The 18625-nt window shown below is 46.2% G+C and carries 16 protein-coding genes; 2 read left to right on the top strand and 14 right to left on the bottom strand.

Going from position 1 to position 18625, the window contains the following annotated elements; all coding sequences use genetic code 11:
- Window positions 1–9 precede the first annotated feature (9 nt).
- The 8 genes from aspS to ACR8BL_RS23380 form a co-directional block, all read right to left on the bottom strand.
- Entirely contained in the window at window positions 10–1788 is a 1779-nt protein-coding gene (gene aspS, locus ACR8BL_RS23415) for an aspartate--tRNA ligase (protein WP_434749763.1), read from the bottom strand.
- Window positions 1789–1982: 194 nt separating this feature from the next.
- On the bottom strand, window positions 1983–3236 hold the full coding sequence (gene hisS / locus ACR8BL_RS23410; RefSeq protein ID WP_434749762.1) for a histidine--tRNA ligase: 1254 nt from the start codon (window positions 3234–3236) through the stop codon (window positions 1983–1985).
- A gap of 351 nt (window positions 3237–3587) precedes the next feature.
- The gene (locus tag ACR8BL_RS23405; protein ID WP_434749761.1) at window positions 3588–3722 is read right to left on the bottom strand and encodes a hypothetical protein; all 135 of its coding nucleotides are present in this window, start codon (window positions 3720–3722) and stop codon (window positions 3588–3590) included.
- Window positions 3723–4160: 438 nt separating this feature from the next.
- Window positions 4161–4607 carry a hypothetical protein gene (locus ACR8BL_RS23400; RefSeq protein WP_434749760.1) on the bottom strand — a complete coding sequence of 149 codons (447 nt, stop codon included), beginning with the start codon at window positions 4605–4607 and terminating at the stop codon, window positions 4161–4163.
- 128 nt (window positions 4608–4735) lie between these two features.
- Window positions 4736–5242 carry a type 1 glutamine amidotransferase domain-containing protein gene (locus ACR8BL_RS23395; protein WP_434749759.1) on the bottom strand — a complete coding sequence of 169 codons (507 nt, stop codon included), beginning with the start codon at window positions 5240–5242 and terminating at the stop codon, window positions 4736–4738.
- Between the two features lie 245 nt (window positions 5243–5487).
- Window positions 5488–5655, bottom strand: coding sequence for a hypothetical protein (locus ACR8BL_RS23390; protein ID WP_434749758.1), 168 nt, complete (start codon window positions 5653–5655; stop codon window positions 5488–5490).
- Between the two features lie 100 nt (window positions 5656–5755).
- Window positions 5756–6205 carry a D-aminoacyl-tRNA deacylase gene (gene dtd, locus ACR8BL_RS23385; protein ID WP_434749757.1) on the bottom strand — a complete coding sequence of 150 codons (450 nt, stop codon included), beginning with the start codon at window positions 6203–6205 and terminating at the stop codon, window positions 5756–5758.
- A gap of 12 nt (window positions 6206–6217) precedes the next feature.
- A complete protein-coding gene (locus ACR8BL_RS23380) occupies window positions 6218–8395 on the bottom strand; it encodes a RelA/SpoT family protein (protein WP_434749756.1) in 2178 nt (725 codons plus the stop codon).
- 314 nt (window positions 8396–8709) lie between these two features.
- Here ACR8BL_RS23380 and uraA point away from each other — a divergent pair, with 314 nt between their 5' ends.
- A complete protein-coding gene (uraA, locus tag ACR8BL_RS23375) occupies window positions 8710–10026 on the top strand; it encodes a uracil permease (protein ID WP_434749755.1) in 1317 nt (438 codons plus the stop codon).
- 211 nt (window positions 10027–10237) lie between these two features.
- Here uraA and ACR8BL_RS23370 read toward each other — a convergent pair whose 3' ends face one another.
- The 6 genes from ACR8BL_RS23370 to ACR8BL_RS23345 form a co-directional block, all read right to left on the bottom strand.
- Window positions 10238–10753, bottom strand: coding sequence for an adenine phosphoribosyltransferase (locus tag ACR8BL_RS23370; RefSeq protein WP_434749754.1), 516 nt, complete (start codon window positions 10751–10753; stop codon window positions 10238–10240).
- Window positions 10754–10790: 37 nt separating this feature from the next.
- Window positions 10791–13199: a single-stranded-DNA-specific exonuclease RecJ gene (gene recJ / locus ACR8BL_RS23365; protein ID WP_434749753.1), complete on the bottom strand. Its 2409-nt coding sequence runs from the start codon at window positions 13197–13199 to the stop codon at window positions 10791–10793.
- A 40-nt stretch (window positions 13200–13239) separates the two neighbouring features.
- Window positions 13240–14199, bottom strand: a complete 960-nt coding sequence (locus ACR8BL_RS23360) for a cation diffusion facilitator family transporter (protein ID WP_434749752.1) — start codon at window positions 14197–14199, stop codon at window positions 13240–13242.
- Between the two features lie 73 nt (window positions 14200–14272).
- Window positions 14273–15181, bottom strand: coding sequence for a protein translocase subunit SecF (gene secF / locus ACR8BL_RS23355; RefSeq protein WP_434749751.1), 909 nt, complete (start codon window positions 15179–15181; stop codon window positions 14273–14275).
- The gene (gene secD, locus ACR8BL_RS23350; RefSeq protein ID WP_434756452.1) at window positions 15171–16421 is read right to left on the bottom strand and encodes a protein translocase subunit SecD; all 1251 of its coding nucleotides are present in this window, start codon (window positions 16419–16421) and stop codon (window positions 15171–15173) included. The genes secF and secD overlap by 11 nt, the downstream gene beginning before the upstream one ends.
- A gap of 91 nt (window positions 16422–16512) precedes the next feature.
- Window positions 16513–16752: a post-transcriptional regulator gene (locus ACR8BL_RS23345; protein WP_036617497.1), complete on the bottom strand. Its 240-nt coding sequence runs from the start codon at window positions 16750–16752 to the stop codon at window positions 16513–16515.
- Between the two features lie 227 nt (window positions 16753–16979).
- Here ACR8BL_RS23345 and ACR8BL_RS23340 point away from each other — a divergent pair, with 227 nt between their 5' ends.
- A complete protein-coding gene (locus ACR8BL_RS23340; RefSeq protein ID WP_434749749.1) occupies window positions 16980–18623 on the top strand; it encodes a putative polysaccharide biosynthesis protein in 1644 nt (547 codons plus the stop codon).
- Window positions 18624–18625 lie beyond the last annotated feature (2 nt).

Raw genomic sequence — 18625 nt, 5'->3', positions numbered from 1 at the left:
ATGCCTCCTTTATTTCTTTTCCGCGACTGGCTTACGAGCTACACGGATATGAAGCTGTTCCAGTTGTGATCCATCCACTTCGGAAGGTGCATTCATGAGCAGATCGGTTGCACTTGCCGTTTTCGGGAAGGCAATCGTTTCACGCAGATTTGTGCGTCCTGCCAGCAGCATCACGAGACGGTCCAAACCAAAGGCGATCCCGCCGTGTGGTGGTGTACCATATTCGAATGCTTCGAGCAAATATCCAAATTTATCGTTGGCTACTTCTGGTGTAAGTCCAAGCGCAGCAAACATTTTTTCCTGTACATCACGTTTGTAGATACGCATCGAACCGCCGCCTACTTCATAACCGTTCAGAACAAGGTCATAGGCCTGAGCGCGGATTGCGCCCGGGTCCGTGTCGAACAGATGTACATCTTCGTCTTTTGGACGTGTGAACGGATGGTGTTCCGCCACATAACGTTTCGCATCTTCATCATAGCCAAGCAGCGGGAAGTCCACAACCCAAGCGAACTTGAACTTGCTGTCATCGATCAGACCCAGTTGACGTCCGATTTTCAGACGCAGGGCACCGAGAACATCAGCAACCACTTTTTTATTATCCGCAGAGAAGAGCAACAAGTCGCCTTCTTCAGCTCCAGTGCGTTCTTTGACAGCTTCGATCTCTTCCGGTGTAAAGAACTTCACGATTGGCCCTTTGAACTCGCCGTCTTTCACTTGAATCCACGCCAGACCTTTGGCACCGTAACGGGCAGCGAATGGTCCAAGATCATCGATCTCTTTACGGCTCCATGTACCACAGCCTTTGGCGTTCAGTACTTTCACTTCTCCACCTTTTTCGATAACAGAAGCAAATACTTTCACGCCGCTGTTTGCTACGATATCGTTCATTTCCACCAGTTCCATGCCAAAACGCAGATCTGGTTTGTCGGAACCGTATTTACCCATGGCATCTGCATACGTAATCCGTTGGAAAGGCAACTCCAGCTCAATACCTTTCGTTTCACGAAGCAATTTCGCCATCAATTCTTCCATCATCGGCAACAGGTCATCTTGTTGCAAGAAAGACGTCTCGATGTCGACTTGAGTGAATTCCGGTTGACGGTCTGCACGCAAGTCCTCATCACGGAAACAACGAGCGATTTGGTAGTAACGCTCAACGCCACCCACCATCAACAATTGTTTGTAGATTTGCGGGGATTGTGGCAGGGCGAAGAATTCACCTTCATGTACACGGCTTGGTACCAGATAGTCACGCGCACCTTCCGGAGAACTCTTGGTCAAGATTGGTGTTTCTACCTCAACAAACTCTTCACCGTCCAGGTAATCACGGAACACTTTAGACGCTTTGGAACGTAGTTTTAAGGTTTCGAACATTTCTGGACGACGCAGGTCCAGGTAACGATATTTCAAACGCAGGGATTCATCTACCTCAACGCCATCTTCGATGAAGAATGGAGGTGTTTTGGCTGCATTCAACACTTCGATTTCCGTAATTTGAACTTCGATCTCGCCTGTTGGCAAGTTTTTGTTTACGGTCTCTGCATCACGTTTAACAACTTTACCTTTTACCGCAATGACATACTCACTACGTACACGATCTGCAATTTGCAATGCTTCACCGGAATATGCCGGGTTAAAGACAACTTGTACAATTCCGCTACGGTCACGCAGATCGATAAAAAGTACGCCCCCCAAGTCACGGCGGGTCTGTACCCAACCGTTCAATGTTACTGTTTCACCGATATGTGCGTTTGTTAATGCGCCGCAATGATGACTTCTTTTCATAACCAAACTCCTCTTTTATGTGAAATTTCCGTTCTATGCAGACAAGCATGTAGCCTGCCCTACACAATCCGGTTACATGAAGATTAATATTCGAAAGGCATCCTGTCTCTGGAGATTACCATCCGTACAACCGGGATCCTTTCCCCATAGCAGCCTGCCGATTCTGCAATTACTTGCCATTCCCTCGAAGGGTCTTAATTGCTTCCACGTACCGTTGCCACGAGATCATCCAGCTTCACAGTCTGCTGCTCCCCTGTATCCATGGCTTTGAGTGAAATCTCGCCAAGCTCCAGTTCATCATCCCCAAGAATCGCCGTATAGCGAGCTTTGAAACGGTCAGCTGATTTCATCTGTGCTTTCATTTTGCGACCCAGATAATCACGCTCACCGGATAAGCCGGATTGACGTAACTTGAACAGGAGTCGATTGACCTCACGATCCGCTGACTCACCCAGAGCGACAAAATATACGTCGAGCGGAGCGAGTGTAGTGACCTCAATATTCTGGTGTTCCAGAATGAGCTGAATACGCTCCAGACCAATACCAAAGCCGATGCCCGGCTGATCCGGTCCGCCGATATCGCCAACCAGACCGTTATATCTGCCACCGCCGCCAACGGTATCAATGGCTCCAATGCCTTGTGCTTTTAACTCGAATGCGGTCAGGGTGTAATAATCAAGCCCTCTCACCAGACGGTTGTTCACCACATAGTCTACGCCGAAATCGTCCAGATACGCCTGCAGCTTGGCAAAATGACTCAATGATTCCTCATCCAGGCTATCCAGAATGGACGGAGCTCCAACGAATTTATCCTGATCGACTTTGCAATCCAGCACACGCAGCGGGTTACGCTCCATCCGGGACTGGCAGTCTTTACAAAGTGAGTCCTTCATCGGTCTCAGGAAACCCAGTAATGTCTCACGATATTCCGCACGACTAGTTGCATTGCCTACCGAGTTGATTTCTACTTTGACATCTTTCAGGCCTAGTTCAACACACAGCTGGTAACCAAGTGCGATTACTTCAGCATCAATTGCCGGATCAACTGCACCAATGGCTTCTACGCCAAACTGATGGAACTGGCGCTGACGACCCGCTTGCGGACGCTCATAGCGGAACATCGGTCCGATATAATACAGCTTGCTCACGTCCGGTTCGCCATATAGCTTATTCTCTACGTAAGCACGAACTACACCTGCTGTGCCTTCCGGACGAAGTGTCATACTGCGATTGCCTTTGTCATCAAAGGTATACATTTCTTTCTCCACAATATCCGTGGTTTCTCCTACGCCGCGTACAAATAAAGATGTTTGTTCGAAGATCGGCGTACGAATCTCGCGGTAATTAAAGCGACGGCACAGATCGCGTGCTTTTTCTTCTACATACTGCCACTTCTCGACTACACCAGGCAGTAAATCCTGCGTCCCTGTCGGTTTCTGAAAAGCCATCTGTATCCCTCCAGCATTGATTTTCTCTGTAAACGTTAATTTTAAATGTACACTTGACCACTTCGATTGTAGTACCATCTTCCGATCGCTGTTATCCCCAGATTTTTTTAATCCACTTTTAAATTGTTTAGATTCCGGGGATAAAGGCGAACCCTTTGCTTCTACAGATTGGTTCTACACTCTACGTTCCGGTGTACAGGGCAAATTAACTTGAAAAACAAAAAAATCCCTCGCCCTGTTTGCTCATACAGAGCAAACAAAGGGACGAGAGATTGTATATACATTCACCCGTGGTACCACCCACATTCCGGAAGCCTGATCCTATAGCCGTTCAGGTTGTCGTCTGTTGAGTCAGGATGAATATAATAATACATCCAGATCAAACAGCTCTTCCGCTCTACGTATAACGCACGTCATGCGCAGGCCGGCTACTACGATCCGCAGATTTTCTCTGCCTTGTTCGCCGTCTGTTCTCGGGGAAGTCATTCATCCGCTCATCAAGAGAATCCTTACAGCCTTGGGGATTCCTCTCTGGTCATGTGGGTACGGAGTACTTGGTCCCGTCATCAAATCAGTCATATTCTTCAAAAAAACGACTTTAGTTGACTATAGTCAACGTATTATTTTCTGATTGTAATGAACCGCAGTACTAAAGTCAAGGGCTAACATGCAAAGATAGAAAAAAAATAACCTGCACACGGTGTGCAGGTTCAAAAGATATATAAAAAAAGGGGGTCATGTCTGTTATTATAAACGCACATTGTTAAAGGCTTGTGTTACTAATATTACAGTAATATTACAAAAATGATAGCGCTTTAATAATATACTTTTTTTCCACAAAACATTTGCTCTTTAGCCAAAAAGCCCTTACGCATTGCCCGGTATTATAACCAGGCAGCGTAAGGGCGGTCTTGTATCTACATGTTAGTCTAATTCCTCTACATAGGCATGGTTGGAGCGAAGCTTGTGAACAATGTCATCATAGTCCTCATCGCTTACTTTGGCAGACAGAACATAATGCAGATCATTATAATCAGCCGAAGTCACGTCTGCGGCATCCAGCATGTCTCCGTCCTCATTCACCCTGTTCCGGACGTCACGTTCAGCATCACGATTTACATCTGTCACAACTGGAATAACATTTTCGCTAGCTGCAACCCCAGGAGATGCTCCTACACCCATTGCACCGTTCGTACCCACACCACCTGCTGTATTATAAGGAACCAGTGGAACCATAACTCGTGTATCCCTGCCAATTGCAGCATCGAGTTGTCCTACTTCCAGTTGCTCGGTACGAAACGCTTGTAGTGAAGTTCTTGCACCCTCTGCCTCGTCTTCGGTTCGAAAATACGCCTGAATATGTTTTGCCATGTCAAACCCTCCTTTATGGAATGAAATACAACGTGACGCCTCAAGAGGCAACACGAGCTAACTGTTGTTAGATACGTTATATATGTCAATAGAATGCCATAAAACCCTGATATTTAACCTTTGCATACTTAGATGACTTTCAGCAGTTCGCGGACAAATGCCGGTTCATCCTCTGGTGTACGGGATGTGATATAATTCCCGTCTACCACAGCTTCATGATCTTTGAACTCTGCTCCAGCATTCACCATATCATCCTTCAGCGGTGGATAAGATGTGATTGTGCGTCCTTTCAACAGATCGGCACTTGCTAAAATTTGCGGGCCATGGCAGATCGCTGCAATAGGTTTTTTTGCATTGTTGATTTCCGTCACAAATTTCAGAATGTTCGCATCACTCCGCAAATTTTCCGGGGATGATCCACCTGGAATGACAACGGCATCATACTCTGAAGCATGAACCTCCGAGATGGCTTTATCGGTTGTGTAGGAGGCTTTTCCACCCTTACCTTTTAACGTTTCACCAGCTTTTAACCCAATAACTTGCACTTCGTGTCCAGCCTTCTTTACCTCATCATACGGTACCTGCATTTCAGAATCTTCAAAATCATTGGCAAGTAAAAAAGCAACTTTACTCATGATATATGTTCTCCCTTCCGTATTTGAATTCGGTGTAAACCTCAGTAATGCTGTCCTTTGGCACATCATTGGTGCCTCGCTTTTTATTACCCCGAGCAGCTTGATTTATAACAAGGAACATTGAAATGATTTTGCCAATGTACGCCTGAAGGCCAGCGATCACAAGTCATGCACAGCAAAAAGCCCCAGATTGTAAACAATCGGGGTCTTGAGTTTTGGAACTTTATTCACTTTTTATTCATGTTTTACGGACGCGGATGATAATCTTGCCTGTCTTTGTCGGAAGTTTGAAACATCCACATCGTTGAAACAGAAGTTGCCGCAGAACGGGCAAGGTGAAGTGATTCGGTAATATTTCCCGGGATCAGCAGTGGTTCGGTCCGAGTCTTGGTTACTTTTGCAGATTGGCGCATAATAAGAGTGACTCCTTTGGTCAACAGAGAATTCAGTGTTATAACAACGTTTTACTTTATCTCTTATTATGGCCTCTTTACAGAGCAATTATGCATAAATTCAGTCACGAAGCGGACTTTCGACCATCAAGGTCACTGGCCCCCAGTTCGTAAATGTAACGTCCATCATCGCTCCAAAACGCCCCGTCTCGACCTGAATGCCTTTATCACGCAGCAACTGATTAAACGTTTCATACAATCGCTCAGCCATATCGGGACGAGCCGCCGCAGCAAAGCTAGGGCGTTTGCCTTTGCGACAATCGCCATATAACGTAAACTGGGAAACCGAAAGAACAGCTCCGCCCACATCGATCAGACTGAGATTCATCTTCTCCTGCTCGTCCTCAAAAATGCGTAGTCCGCTAATTTTCTCTGCCAGGTATATCGCATCTTTCTCGGTATCCTCATGAGTTATGCCTACAAGTAACATCAAACCAGATTCGATTCTGCCTGTCAATTCATCTCCCACGGTTACCTGAGCCTCTTTACAGCGTTGTACGAGCACTCTCATCTTACGGACTCCTTACTGCATAATCCGGTGCACAGAATAAACGTCCTTCACCCGTTTGATTCGTTCCACGACGGCTTGCAGATGGTCTGTATTGCGAATCAGAATGGTGACGTGCACCAATGCTAATTTATTTTTATCTGTCCGTCCAGTGACGGCAGAAATATTGGTTTTACTTTCAGAGACAGCCTGGAGCACCTCATTGAGCAGCCCATTGCGATCATGACCTGTAATCTCAATATCAACACTGTAACTTGACTCGATATTCTCTTCCCACTCGACTTCAATCACACGTGCTGCTTCTTCCCCATCCCCACTTGAAGGAATGTTTGGACAGTCACTCCGGTGCACAGAAACACCACGACCACGTGTAACATAACCGATTATGTCATCTCCAGGTACCGGGTTACAACAACGTGCAAAACGAACCAGAAGATTATCAATTCCTTTGACACGAATACCATTGGTTGGTCTGTTTCTGCGTTCAGGAGCCGGCTTCAATTCCCGCATCTCGGAATTTAGTTCCAGCAAGTTCGATTCTTCCTGCTCTTTACGAAGCTTTTCCGTCGCCTTCGTGACAATCTGTGCAGCCGTAATACCGCCAAAACCAACGGCAGCCAACATATCATCTATATCGTTAAACGCAAATTTCTTGGCCGCTTCCATCAGCTTGTCATCAGTCATCCACGCAGAAGGATCAAGCCCCATACGTTTCAGCTCGCGTTCACAATTCTCCCGGCCTTTTTCTACGTTCTCTTCACGGCGTTCCTTCTTGAACCATTGTTTGATCTTGGCTCGTGCATGTGAAGATTTCGCAATTTTCAACCAGTCCTGGCTAGGGCCGTAAGAATGCTTGGAAGTCAAAATTTCGATGATATCACCCGTTTTGAGATGATAGTCCAGTGGTACAATTCGGCCGTTTACTTTTGCACCGATGGTGCGATTCCCCACCTCGGTATGAATTCGATAGGCAAAGTCTAGCGGTACGGAGCCGCTTGGCAGTTCAATGACTTCGCCTTTTGGCGTAAATACAAACACCAAATCGGAGAAGAAGTCCATTTTGAGCGATTCCACAAATTCGGAAGCATCCTGTGCTTCATTTTGAAGTTCAAGAATTTCCCGGAAAAAGGTGATTTTATCTTCAAACTGAGGCCCTGCCGCTGTTCCTTCCTTATAAGCCCAGTGTGCCGCAATACCAAACTCGGCTGTACGATGCATATCCCAAGTACGAATCTGTACCTCGGTTGGCTCACCATTTGGACCCACCACGGTTGTATGCAAGGATTGATACATATTGGCTTTAGGCATGGCAATATAGTCCTTGAACCGTCCAGGCATAGGCTTCCATAATGTGTGGATTATACCGAGTGTAGCATAACAATCCTTAATATTATCCACAATAATACGAATCGCAAGCAAGTCATAAATTTCGTTAAACTGCTTGTTTTTGGTCGTCATTTTTTTGAACACACTGTAGATATGTTTCGGGCGGCCAGACAGGTCTGCCTGAATGCCCATCTCTTCCAGCTTGCTCGTAATGCCGTCCATTACGGTATCGATGTACTGCTCACGTTCTGCACGTTTCTTATGCATCAAGTTAGCGATACGGTAGTATTGTTGCGGATTCAAATAACGGAGGGCGATGTCCTCCATTTCCCATTTAATCGCAGAGATCCCCAAACGGTTTGCAATCGGACAAAAAATCTCCAGCGTCTCATATGAGATTCTGCGCTGGCTTTCTTCTGACTGAAATTTGAGGGTCCGCATATTATGCAGACGGTCAGCCAATTTAATCACGATGACACGGATGTCCTGCGCCATGGCGATGAACATTTTGCGGTAGTTCTCGTTCTGCTGTTCTTCCTTGGAGCGGAACTGGATACGTTCCAGCTTCGTCAAACCGTCAACAAGCATGGCACATGTATTGCCGAAATGAGTACGGATCTCTTCAAGCGACACCGTAGTGTCCTCTACTACATCATGAAGAAGCGCTGCAATAATAGAGATGGTGTCCATCTGCATATTCACAACAATGTCGGCAACCGCAAGCGGATGCAGAATATACGGTTCTCCCGATTTTCGCGTCTGTCCGTGGTGAGCCTGATCAGCAAATTCGTAAGCTTCTCGTATGCGCACCAGGTCAGGTTCTTTGATATACGCCCCGGCCTTCTCGAGTAATTGCTCTATGCCCATTCTGATCTGTTCCGTGTCCTTTCTATACCAAATGGAACCCGTGACAATACATCAACACAGGTTCCCCGTAAAAGTAATTTCCTATAATTATGACGCCTTGCCCGTTTCCCGTCAACTACTGACGAATAAGAGCGTTTATCCAAATTCTTTTCATGTTCGGTTGTTATGTATTATTGCCGATAATTGCTGAAATAGAAGGTAATGATAAGAAAATAAGTATTTTCCAAACCAAACCTGAAAAATGTTATTGCTTATTTGCAAGAAACTCTGTAATCTATTGAAAGTTTGTGTATCGGAAAAGGAGATGAGATTCGTTGCAACGCGAAATTCAAGTTGATCAAAAGATGCCTTTTGGCCCCGGGGCATTATTAAGTCTGCAGCATTTATTCGCCATGTTTGGCAGCACGGTACTGGTTCCTAACCTCTTTGAGGTTGATCCAAGCATGATTCTCTTGATGAACGGAATTGGTACCCTGCTATACATCCTGATGTGTAAAGGGAAGATCCCGGCGTATCTCGGATCAAGCTTCGCTTTCATTGCGCCTGTTATGGTTGTCATAAAAGCACACCCCGGGAATGGTTACTCCATGGCCCTCGCAGCATTCATCGTAACAGGTATCGTATTCTGCCTCGTAGCTCTCATTATCAAATATGCTGGAACAGGCTGGATTAACGTCGTATTTCCTCCAGCCGTGATGGGTGCGATTGTTGCCTTGATTGGTCTGGAGCTTGTGCCCGTTGCAGCCGGAATGGCAGGACTGATTAATTCCAATCCAGTCAAAAACCCTGATTGGGTGCCGCAAGCTAAACCTATCATTCTTTCTATGGTCACCTTGGGAATCACTGTTATCGGTGCTGTCACGTTTCGAGGTTTCCCCAAAATCATTCACATTTTGATCGGTATTGTGTCTGGTTATGTCCTTGGATACTTTCTAAAAGAAGTGAAAACAGAGAACATTGCTAACGCAGAGTTCCTTTCTCTGCCCACAATAACCACCCCTACATTTGATTGGTCTATAATCTTCACCATTTTGCCGGTAGCACTCGTTGTTATCGTCGAACATATCGGACATTTGCTTGTTACAAGCAGCATTGTAGGCAAAGATTTGTCCAAAGACCCTGGACTGCATCGTTCCTTGCTTGGTAATGGTGTATCTACAATTATGTCCGGTTTCGTGGGTTCCACTCCGAATACAACGTATGGTGAAAATATCGGTGTTATGGCTCTGACTCGCGTCTACTCCATTTACGTTATTGGTGGTGCGGCCGTCATTGCGATCCTGCTCTCTTTCTCCGGCACGTTCTCGGCACTTATTGCGAATATTCCAGTCCCTGTTATGGGTGGTGTCTCCCTGCTATTGTTCGGGGTCATTGCAGCATCGGGTCTGCGGATCCTGGTTGAACAACAAGTGGATTTTGCCAAACCAACCAACTTGATTCTGACTACACTTGTACTGGTCATCGGTCTTAGCGGTACGGAAATTTCCTTCTATGGTGTACACCTGAAAGGCATGGCACTGGCTACGATTGCCGGGATGGTTCTCAGCCTGTTATTCAAGCTGTTAGAGGTCCTTGGCCTGTTGAACGAAGATACTCAAAAGCAGCTTGTTACGGAAAAAACACCTGACTGATTACAGATTGTTCGCATGCAAATTCGCGTAAGCTCATCCTAACCATAAAACATGTTATTTTCAGAAAAAAACATTAAAAAGCCTGCTTCCCCAACTTAAAGTGTTGGAGAAACAGGCTTTTTGCCAATCATTAATGCTGTATATTATTTCCCGGGAAACTGGGGAAGTCTACATTCATTATTCACAGCAATTCATAAGTTAAGCTTACGTTCTAGTAGTTCATCAACGTATATACATTCATATTCTCAGGCAATTTAGCTCGACCATTCAGATCAGATAATTCAATCAGGAAAGCAGTACCTACCACATTACCGCCTAATTGCTCAATCAGATTAATGGAAGTTGCGATGGTTCCACCCGTTGCAAGCAAGTCATCTGCGATCAGGACATTCTGCCCTTTCTCGATGGCATCTGTGTGCATTGCAAGTGTATCCTTGCCATATTCGAGATCATATCCCGCTTCGATTGTTGCTCCAGGCAATTTTCCACTTTTGCGAATTGGAGCAAAACCAACACCAAGAGCGTATGCCAGTGGGGCGCCCACAACGAAACCGCGTGCTTCAGGTCCAGCAATGACATCAATTTTCAGATCAGAAACCATTTGTTTCAGTTCATTGATCGCATTGCGGTACATTTCTCCATCTTTCAACAATGTTGTAATGTCTTTGAAGCTGATTCCCGGTTGTGGGAAGTCAGGAATGACACGAATATACTCTTTAAAATCCAAAATAATCTCCTCCTAAAATAAATACACAAACTTCCATCTAAGATACGCCCTTCATCCGGGATACCATCCATTGTGTCAGTTGAGGTGTGGATGCTTCCAGCATCACCTGTTCTGTCTCGGCCATGCTTTCGAGCGCCTGATAATGATGTGCGGAAGTTAAATCACGTTTTGGCGGGTTGTCCGTAACCGTAATTTTGCCGTCCTTCCGAGTAATGAAAGATAGCTCCTCAAATACATCAAGCATCATCGTGATCATACGCGTAGAACAACCACACTGACGACTGAGCACAGGAGTTATCTCTTGTTCCTCCACGGGGCCCGCTTTCCATTTGAGCACTAGCATATAAATACGCTTGAACAGTTCTCTGGAGGGCATCTGAAGTCGGTCTCGACGGTTGCCTGATCCGTGCAGAAGGATGATATTCTCGGCCCTGCTGAATAAAGCCAGCATTGCATCAAGTTGTTCCGGAGTTTCCGGCGTATCAAACACAAATAACGTCCGGACTTGTTCCCGGCCATACTGCTCTGCGGCAGCATTACACGGAAATAAACCGACCTTTCTATCATATACCCAAAGGCAAGGTTCATACAATGAATTTCCTTCAGAAACATTCGTTTCTTTTCGGACAATGGCTCCTATAGAACCCGCCTTATATTGCAGATGTACGTCAAGTGCGCTCAGGAAATGCTTCATTGCGTTTAGCGGTTCAGCATGTCCACGCATATCAAATACCTGTGCCCCAGGAACATGGATGTCCTGCAGCATCATCTGTGGCTTTCTCATGCCATTCCATTCATTGATGGACAGTTCTCCCATCACATCAATGACAGAACCTGGAGAGAGGAATTCAGCCAATGCTCCCTTGCCGAAAGCAACAGTTTCCAACTGCTGACCGTCTTGTTCCAGAACCAACTTCAAATGGCGTTTTTCCCGTCCCATGGTCCTGGTTTCCTTGACAGTTACCTTTCTCAGTACAAAACGTGGCGATGGATTGCTCATGCCAAACGGCTGCAATCTGTCAATCTCCTGGATCACCTTGAGTGGAACATCACTGATCCTACATTCATCATCAGCCAGACGTTGAGGCACGAAGTCCTCCTCCGTCAGTACCGTTGCAGCAAATTCATTTAGACCCGCCTCAAGTTCTTCCAATTGATCACGATGTAAAGTCATTCCTGCAGCTGCAGGATGTCCGCCATAATGATCCATACTCTGTTTGTTCATTGTTAGTGCCTCGTAGATATCAAGACCTTCAATGGAACGAGCAGATCCTTTGCAGATGCCACTCTCAGGATCAATGCCCAGAATTAGTGTTGGACGATAATATCGATCCAGTAATTTGGAAGCCACAATGCCGACTACGCCGACATTCCAGCCTTCACCCGCCAGTACGATCACATCCGGTACGGACCCGGAACGCTGCTCTATTTTCTGTTCTAACTGCGCTGTGGCTTCCTTTAGTATCCCCTCTACGACTTGCTGCCGCTCTCGATTGAGTAGATCCAGCTGTCCCGCAAGGGTATGAGCCTCATCCAAATCTTCCGTCGTGAGCAGTGATACCGCCCTCCCGGCATGATCCAATCGGCCGCTGGCATTAATACGTGGAGCCATGGCAAAAGCAATGTTGATGGAGGTTACGTGACTTTGATCTACACCACTAATCTCTAGCAGAGCGCTAACCCCAGGCAGCTTGGAACCTCGCATGGATTCGATCCCGTAACTCACAATCACCCGATTCTCACCTTCAAGCGGCATCAAATCAGCTACCGTTCCTATAGCCGCGATTTCCATCCATTCACCCGGCACTTCACCAATTAACGCCTGAGCAACCTTCAAAGCCACACCTGCCCCAGCCAGTCCTTTAAAAGGATAAGGACAGCCCGGCAGTTTCGGATTAATCAGTGCGTATGCCTCTGGTAAAACCTCAGGGGGTTCGTGGTGATCCGTAACAATGACTTCAATTCCCAGTGTTGCAGCATATGCGATCTGTTCAACAGCACTGATTCCCGTATCGACTGTAATAATCAACGTAACCCCTTGTTGATGAGCCCAGTCTAAAGCATGGTTATGAAGACCATAACCTTCATTCGAGCGATGAGGAATATAGATATCGTATGAGGCACCCAAATGACGCATCAGATGGATCATGAGCGATGTACTGGATACTCCATCGGCATCATAATCGCCATAAATTAAAATATGTTCTTCTCGTTCCAATGCCCGCTTGATTCGAGGAATCGCTTCACTCATGCCCAGCAGCAGATAGGGATCGTGCATCTGATTCATATCAGGATGTAAAAAGCGTTCTGCCTCCTTTTCATTGTGCACACCTCGGCTTACAAGCAAACGTCCAACGAGAGGGGAAACGGAAAGCGCCTGCGAAAGTCCCGCAGCCGCCTCCAGATTTATATGTGGTGTACTCCACCGATATTGCGAATAAAGCAACGATAACGCTCCTTTCCTGATCTACGAGACCCTTGCGCCATTACTGAATTAATGTCGCTTCATGATCGGGCAGTTCATGATTGGATTTATAAGGATATCCGGGATCATACGGTATGGCCTGGATCTGAACTTCTTTTACATGACTGAAACGTGTTAACAACAATGTCTTTGCCCGATTTGCAATTTCTTGAGCCTCCAATATGGAGATTCTGGGATTCACACTAATGACCAGCTCGATAGTCACATCATGTTCTTGCTCCCGTGCAACCAAATGTTCAATGGTGATAATGCCGTATACCCGTTGTACGGTTTCCTTGTAGTCGGTGGCATCCTCCTGCTCAAGTTCTTGAATCAGTGAACCGTATACCGTGTCTACAATCATTCTGTATCCTTTATACAAAATGAAACCAGATGCAATAATTGCAGCGGTTGGATCAAGATACAACAGCAGGCTCAAACCCGTCTCTTCCCCTGCCATCGCACCGATGATGCCAATTAAAACTATAAGTGAACAATATAGTGCACGCCGATGTTGCAGCGCATATGACATAGCCTGGGACTTACTCCGTTTACGAAAATATCTGTACTGAAATTGAAATATAGCTTCCTTTACAGCCAGAGCTGCAACAGCAATCAAAAGAACAGACTTGCCCGGTGCTTCAAGTTCACCGCTGGATAAACTGCTTAATGCGGAAATCGCCAGCTGCAGGCCTCCCATTAAAATAAGCACCGCTAACAGAACCGTCATGCCCGGTTTTGCAGCCCGTGCATGTTCTTTGAGGCGTTCCTCGTGTACTTTGCCTTTCGAATGTACAGACCTAGAGGGAAAAAGAGCAACCAGAGAAGAGGCGGCTTCCGATGCAGAATATAAGCCATCGGCCAGCAAAGACTTGCTGTTTGCCATGTATCCTACCCCTGTTTTGATGACTGCAAGTGCCATGTTTCCGACGATACCGCTCCATGTAGCCGCGTATGCGGACCGACCAGCTTCTCTTGTCATGTTGATTCCCCCTTAATTCTGTACTTAACGCTGCAAAACCGCGCCTGGCAGACGCGGCTTTACATTCCGATGTTTAATTAGTAGCTTTAGCCGCTGTTTTTGGCTTATTGCTCTGTTTGCTTTTAAGTGTAAACCACAACGGAGCTGCAATGAAAATGGAAGAATACGCTCCGAAAAATGTTCCGATAACCATCGCAAGAGAGAACATGCGAATGGACTCGCCGCCAAAAATAAACAAGCAAAGTGAAGCAATAAATACGGTGAATGTTGTATTCAAGGAACGAGTCATCGTTTGAGCCAAACTATGATTCACCACTTCACGAAGATCAGCTTTTGTTGATTTTTTAGCAAAACGAAGATTTTCACGAATACGGTCAAAAATTACGATGGTATCGTTGATGGAGAAACCGACAATGGTAAGAACAGCCGTAATAAATGTTAGATTCACTTCAAGCCGGAAGATAGAAAATACACTGATAACCACAAAAGCATCATGGAATATAGACACAACCGCCGCAAGAGCGAAGCGCCATTCAAAGCGAATTGCAACATAGATCATAATCCCGATACTTGCAATAAGCACTGCATAGATTGCATTTCGTTCCAGTTCCTTGGCCATTTCAGGATCAACCGTATTGACCTCGTAGGAAGCTGTGGAATCCAGCTTGCTGAATTCCTTCTTGAATTTACTCTCCTGATTTTCATCCAATACGTTGGAAAAACGAACATTGACCCGATCTGCGCCCGGTGTGATGTGTACATCACCATCATCGACACCCATGTCCTTGATGATCGGATTAACTTGCTCTGTAGTAATGGCTTTGGATACCGTAATATCTACGTTGGAACCTGATTTAAAGTCAACTGCGTAATTCAGTCCCAGTCCGAGAACACTGACGATCCCCGCCACGGTCAAAATAATCGAAAAGATATAGGCAAACTTACTGCCTTTTACGTAATCATAATTCCAATTAAAGCGCACGAATTTCACTCTCCTTCACTCCGAAATACTTAGGCTTCTTGACCACGTTACCCCGTACAAGCAGGACTAACAGGAAGCGGGAGAAGAAAATATTCGTGATGATACTGGTCACAATATCGAAAATCAGTACGAGTGCAAAACCTTTAACCGCACCAGTACCCAAGAAGAACATCACAGCTGCTGCAATAATCGTTGTGATATTGGAGTCAATAATCGTACGGAAGGAGTGTTTGCCTCCCGCTTTAACGGACGACAGAATCGATTTACCGCTGCGCATCTCTTCCTTAATCCGTTCGTACGTAATGATGTTCGCATCAACCGCCATACCTATACCCAGGATGAAGGCTGCAATCCCTGGGAGTGTAAGCACAAATTCGCCCAGATAGAAAATCGCAAGTACTAGCCACGTGTGGGTGATCAGAGCGAAACTTGCGATGATACCCGGTATGCGATACAGTCCAATCATGAAGATCAGGATGATGACAGAGCCAATCAAACCGGCTTTGATCGTCTGATCCAGAGACAATTTACCGAGAGTTGCCCCTACGCTTTGGGAGTACTTCTCTGTAAGTTTCAACGGCAATGCACCCAGGTTAATGGTATCACGAAGCTGATTGGCTTCTTCACGTGTATACGAACCTGAGATTTGTGCCGATCCGTCGGTCAACTGTTGCTGCACGGTTGGTGCAGAAAGCAGTGTATCATCCAGATAAATAGCTAGAGGTTGTCCCATCAATCGTTTGGTGATTTCAGAGAATTTCGCTTTGTCTTTTACTTTAATGTCGATCATGGGCTGGTTCAAACTTGTAAAAACAACCTTGGCCGCATTTTCGACAAATTCATTCCCGCGAAGCTCAATTTTGGAGTACTCGCCTTCTTTGTCATTTGGTGCTTTACTCCGGAATGTCAGAACAGCGGGTTCTTTCATTTTGGCTCTAACCTCAGCCTCATCTGTAACCCCTGCCAGTTTCAACCGAATCCGGTTGTTTCCTTCTGTAGTTACTTCCGGCTCACTTGTTCCGAGCGCATTGGCACGGCTTTCGAGGCTTTTGGCTGTTTGCACCAAGGAAGCTTTGCTGAGTTGTTGCCCTGCTTCGAGCGGCTCTGCTTCATATAAAATCTCGTAGCCTCCTTTTAAATCAAGGCCCAATTTTATATTTTTGAGCAGCTCCGGGCTTGTACCCACCATAACCCCTGTGGTGACAAGCACAACCAGAATGAAACTGATAATTCTTTTCATGCCGTTCCTAGATCCCCTTTCGTTCTCAATATTCCTATTATAGCGATGCCGTAAAAAGCAGTCAATTTTCAACAAAAAAGATCCCTTTCGTCTAGAAAGAGGACCCCCGGTATGCAGACACCGTCATAAAGTTCATAAAGCTTGTTGCTTTCAGTGACAATATGTCGTTCACCAGTTGGTGAAGCGGTGGAATACCCTGTTTTTCGTATTTATGACTGACGCAATTCCATACATCTTTGCTGGTGACATATTCGTAACCGACAAGCCTTAATTCCTCTGCCTTACTTCGGCAGAGCATCTCTATTGACTGTTCCAACTCCACATCATTCATTTCTTCCAACGGGGAGCCTCCCTTCGTACATCCGAGCCTTTATGCGGCACCAATACTACATCATTCGACCTCACCCGATCATATTCCTTCTTGCCGGTTATGGTTCTTTTTGTTAATCGTGTCCAAGTTGTCATGAGATGATGAAAGACCGGCATAGGATGAAGTACAACGGCTTTGTCCCAATCATGAGGATAACCTGTACCTTCAACCGGGAAAGAGGGGTAGTTTTGAAGAAACAGACATTTATTCAGGGGGCTATGATCCTGCTCGCAGCAGGCATAATCAATCGGATTCTCGGCTTCATTCCGCGTATCGCACTGCCGCGAGTGATCGGTGCAGAGGGTGTAGGCATATATCAACTGAGCTATCCCTTTTTCATCGTGCTGGTGACGCTGATTACCGGTGGTATCCCTCTAGCTGTGGCCAAGCTTGTCGCGGAAGCTGAAACGGGTGCCAACCGTTATTCCCCCCAACGTATTTTGCAGATCAGCCTTAGCTTCACACTCACTCTCGGAGTTGTCTTTATGTTTTTATGTATCTTGTTTGCCCCCTGGATCACCCAATATGTCCTGACGGATGAGCGGGTATACCATACGTTTGTCAGTATGAGCCCTATGATTGCTATTATTGCCGTTTCAGCGGTATATAGGGGGTACTTCCAGGGCAAGCAAAATATGATGCCTACAGCCATCTCATCCATTACCGAAACGATTATCCGTATCGTTTGTGTCATCTGGTTTGCATGGCTTCTGTTGCCAAAAGGAATTGAACATGCGGCCGCTGGGGCAATGCTTGGTGCCATGGTCGGGGAACTGGGGGGCATGCTGGTTCTCCTGTGGAATTATGCAAGATTTAAAAAGGAGCCGCCCCTTACTCATCGTACGGAGCATGCCTCGTCTCCTTCATCGAGGTCTGTGACAGAAGCCCCGTCCAATACGGAGGAGAAAGAGGAGTTCTCTGCAGCATCTCCTTCTCAGAGAGGATTAATCCGACGCTTGCTGGCTATATCCGTCCCTGTTACAGCAGGTCGTCTTGTCGGTTCTCTATCCTATCTTGCTGAAACGATTGTAACCGCTCAGAGTCTCGCCCTTGCCGGTATCGCCAAGGGACTAGCCACAGCACAATATGGCGCTCTCCAAGGGATGGTCATCCCGTTGTTACTACTCCCTGGAGCACTGACCTCTTCTCTCGCGACTTCTCTCGTACCGTCCTTATCAGAAGCCGCTGCCCGAGGGGATCGTGCGCTTATTCATAAGCGAATGCATCAGGCTCTGCGGCTTGCTCTGGTCACTGGCGCACCATTTTCAGTTTTTATGTATGTGCTTGCCGAACCGATGTGTCTGCTGCTTTATGATGATGCATCGATTGGAAGCATGCTGAAGCTGATGGCCCCTTTTGCTTTGTTTATCTATATTCAAGCTCCGCTTCAGGCAGCGTTGCAGGCGCTTGATCGTCCAGGTAAAGCACTGCTGAATACGTTTGTCGGGGCTGTCATCAAAATCTCTTTAATTCTAATGTTGGCTTCACAGCCTGAATACGGCATTTTTGGTGCTGTCATTGCCATCTGTATTAATTCCATGATCGTGACTTTATTACACGCGCGTAGTGTGCGCCAGTTGTTAGATTTCCGCTTCAAGCTGATGGATTGGGTCAAAACAGGAGCTGGCATGTTCATTATGGGTGCTGGGACCTTGCTCATCTATGAGCACACAGCGGCCATATTTCCATTTTGGTTACGAATGATCACAGCCCCAGCGGCAGGCCTAATCATCTACTTTCTCGTTATGGGTATCACCAAAATGATAGACTTCCATGATCTGTCCCGTGCTCCACTCATTGGCTCATGGTTCAAACGCCGCTCCGGCAAATAATT

Source organism: Paenibacillus amylolyticus (assembly GCF_051136285.1).
Taxonomy (GTDB): domain Bacteria; phylum Bacillota; class Bacilli; order Paenibacillales; family Paenibacillaceae; genus Paenibacillus; species Paenibacillus amylolyticus_F.
The sequence above is the reverse complement of the archived record's forward strand: the minus strand, read 5'-3'. Positions and strand labels throughout refer to the sequence as shown.

Excerpts from the sequence above, each read along its gene's own strand:
- aspS (WP_434749763.1), bottom strand. The coding sequence starts at position 1,788 with ATGAAAAGAAGTCATCATTGCGGCGCATTAACAAACGCACATATCGGT.
- hisS (WP_434749762.1), bottom strand. The coding sequence starts at position 3,236 with ATGGCTTTTCAGAAACCGACAGGGACGCAGGATTTACTGCCTGGTGTA.
- ACR8BL_RS23405 (WP_434749761.1), bottom strand. The coding sequence starts at position 3,722 with ATGACTTCCCCGAGAACAGACGGCGAACAAGGCAGAGAAAATCTGCGG.
- ACR8BL_RS23400 (WP_434749760.1), bottom strand. The coding sequence starts at position 4,607 with ATGGCAAAACATATTCAGGCGTATTTTCGAACCGAAGACGAGGCAGAG.
- ACR8BL_RS23395 (WP_434749759.1), bottom strand. The coding sequence starts at position 5,242 with ATGAGTAAAGTTGCTTTTTTACTTGCCAATGATTTTGAAGATTCTGAA.
- ACR8BL_RS23390 (WP_434749758.1), bottom strand. The coding sequence starts at position 5,655 with ATGCGCCAATCTGCAAAAGTAACCAAGACTCGGACCGAACCACTGCTG.
- dtd (WP_434749757.1), bottom strand. The coding sequence starts at position 6,205 with ATGAGAGTGCTCGTACAACGCTGTAAAGAGGCTCAGGTAACCGTGGGA.
- ACR8BL_RS23380 (WP_434749756.1), bottom strand. The coding sequence starts at position 8,395 with ATGGGCATAGAGCAATTACTCGAGAAGGCCGGGGCGTATATCAAAGAA.
- ACR8BL_RS23360 (WP_434749752.1), bottom strand. The coding sequence starts at position 14,199 with ATGACAAGAGAAGCTGGTCGGTCCGCATACGCGGCTACATGGAGCGGT.
- secD (WP_434756452.1), bottom strand. The coding sequence starts at position 16,421 with ATGAAAAGAATTATCAGTTTCATTCTGGTTGTGCTTGTCACCACAGGG.
- ACR8BL_RS23345 (WP_036617497.1), bottom strand. The coding sequence starts at position 16,752 with ATGAATGATGTGGAGTTGGAACAGTCAATAGAGATGCTCTGCCGAAGT.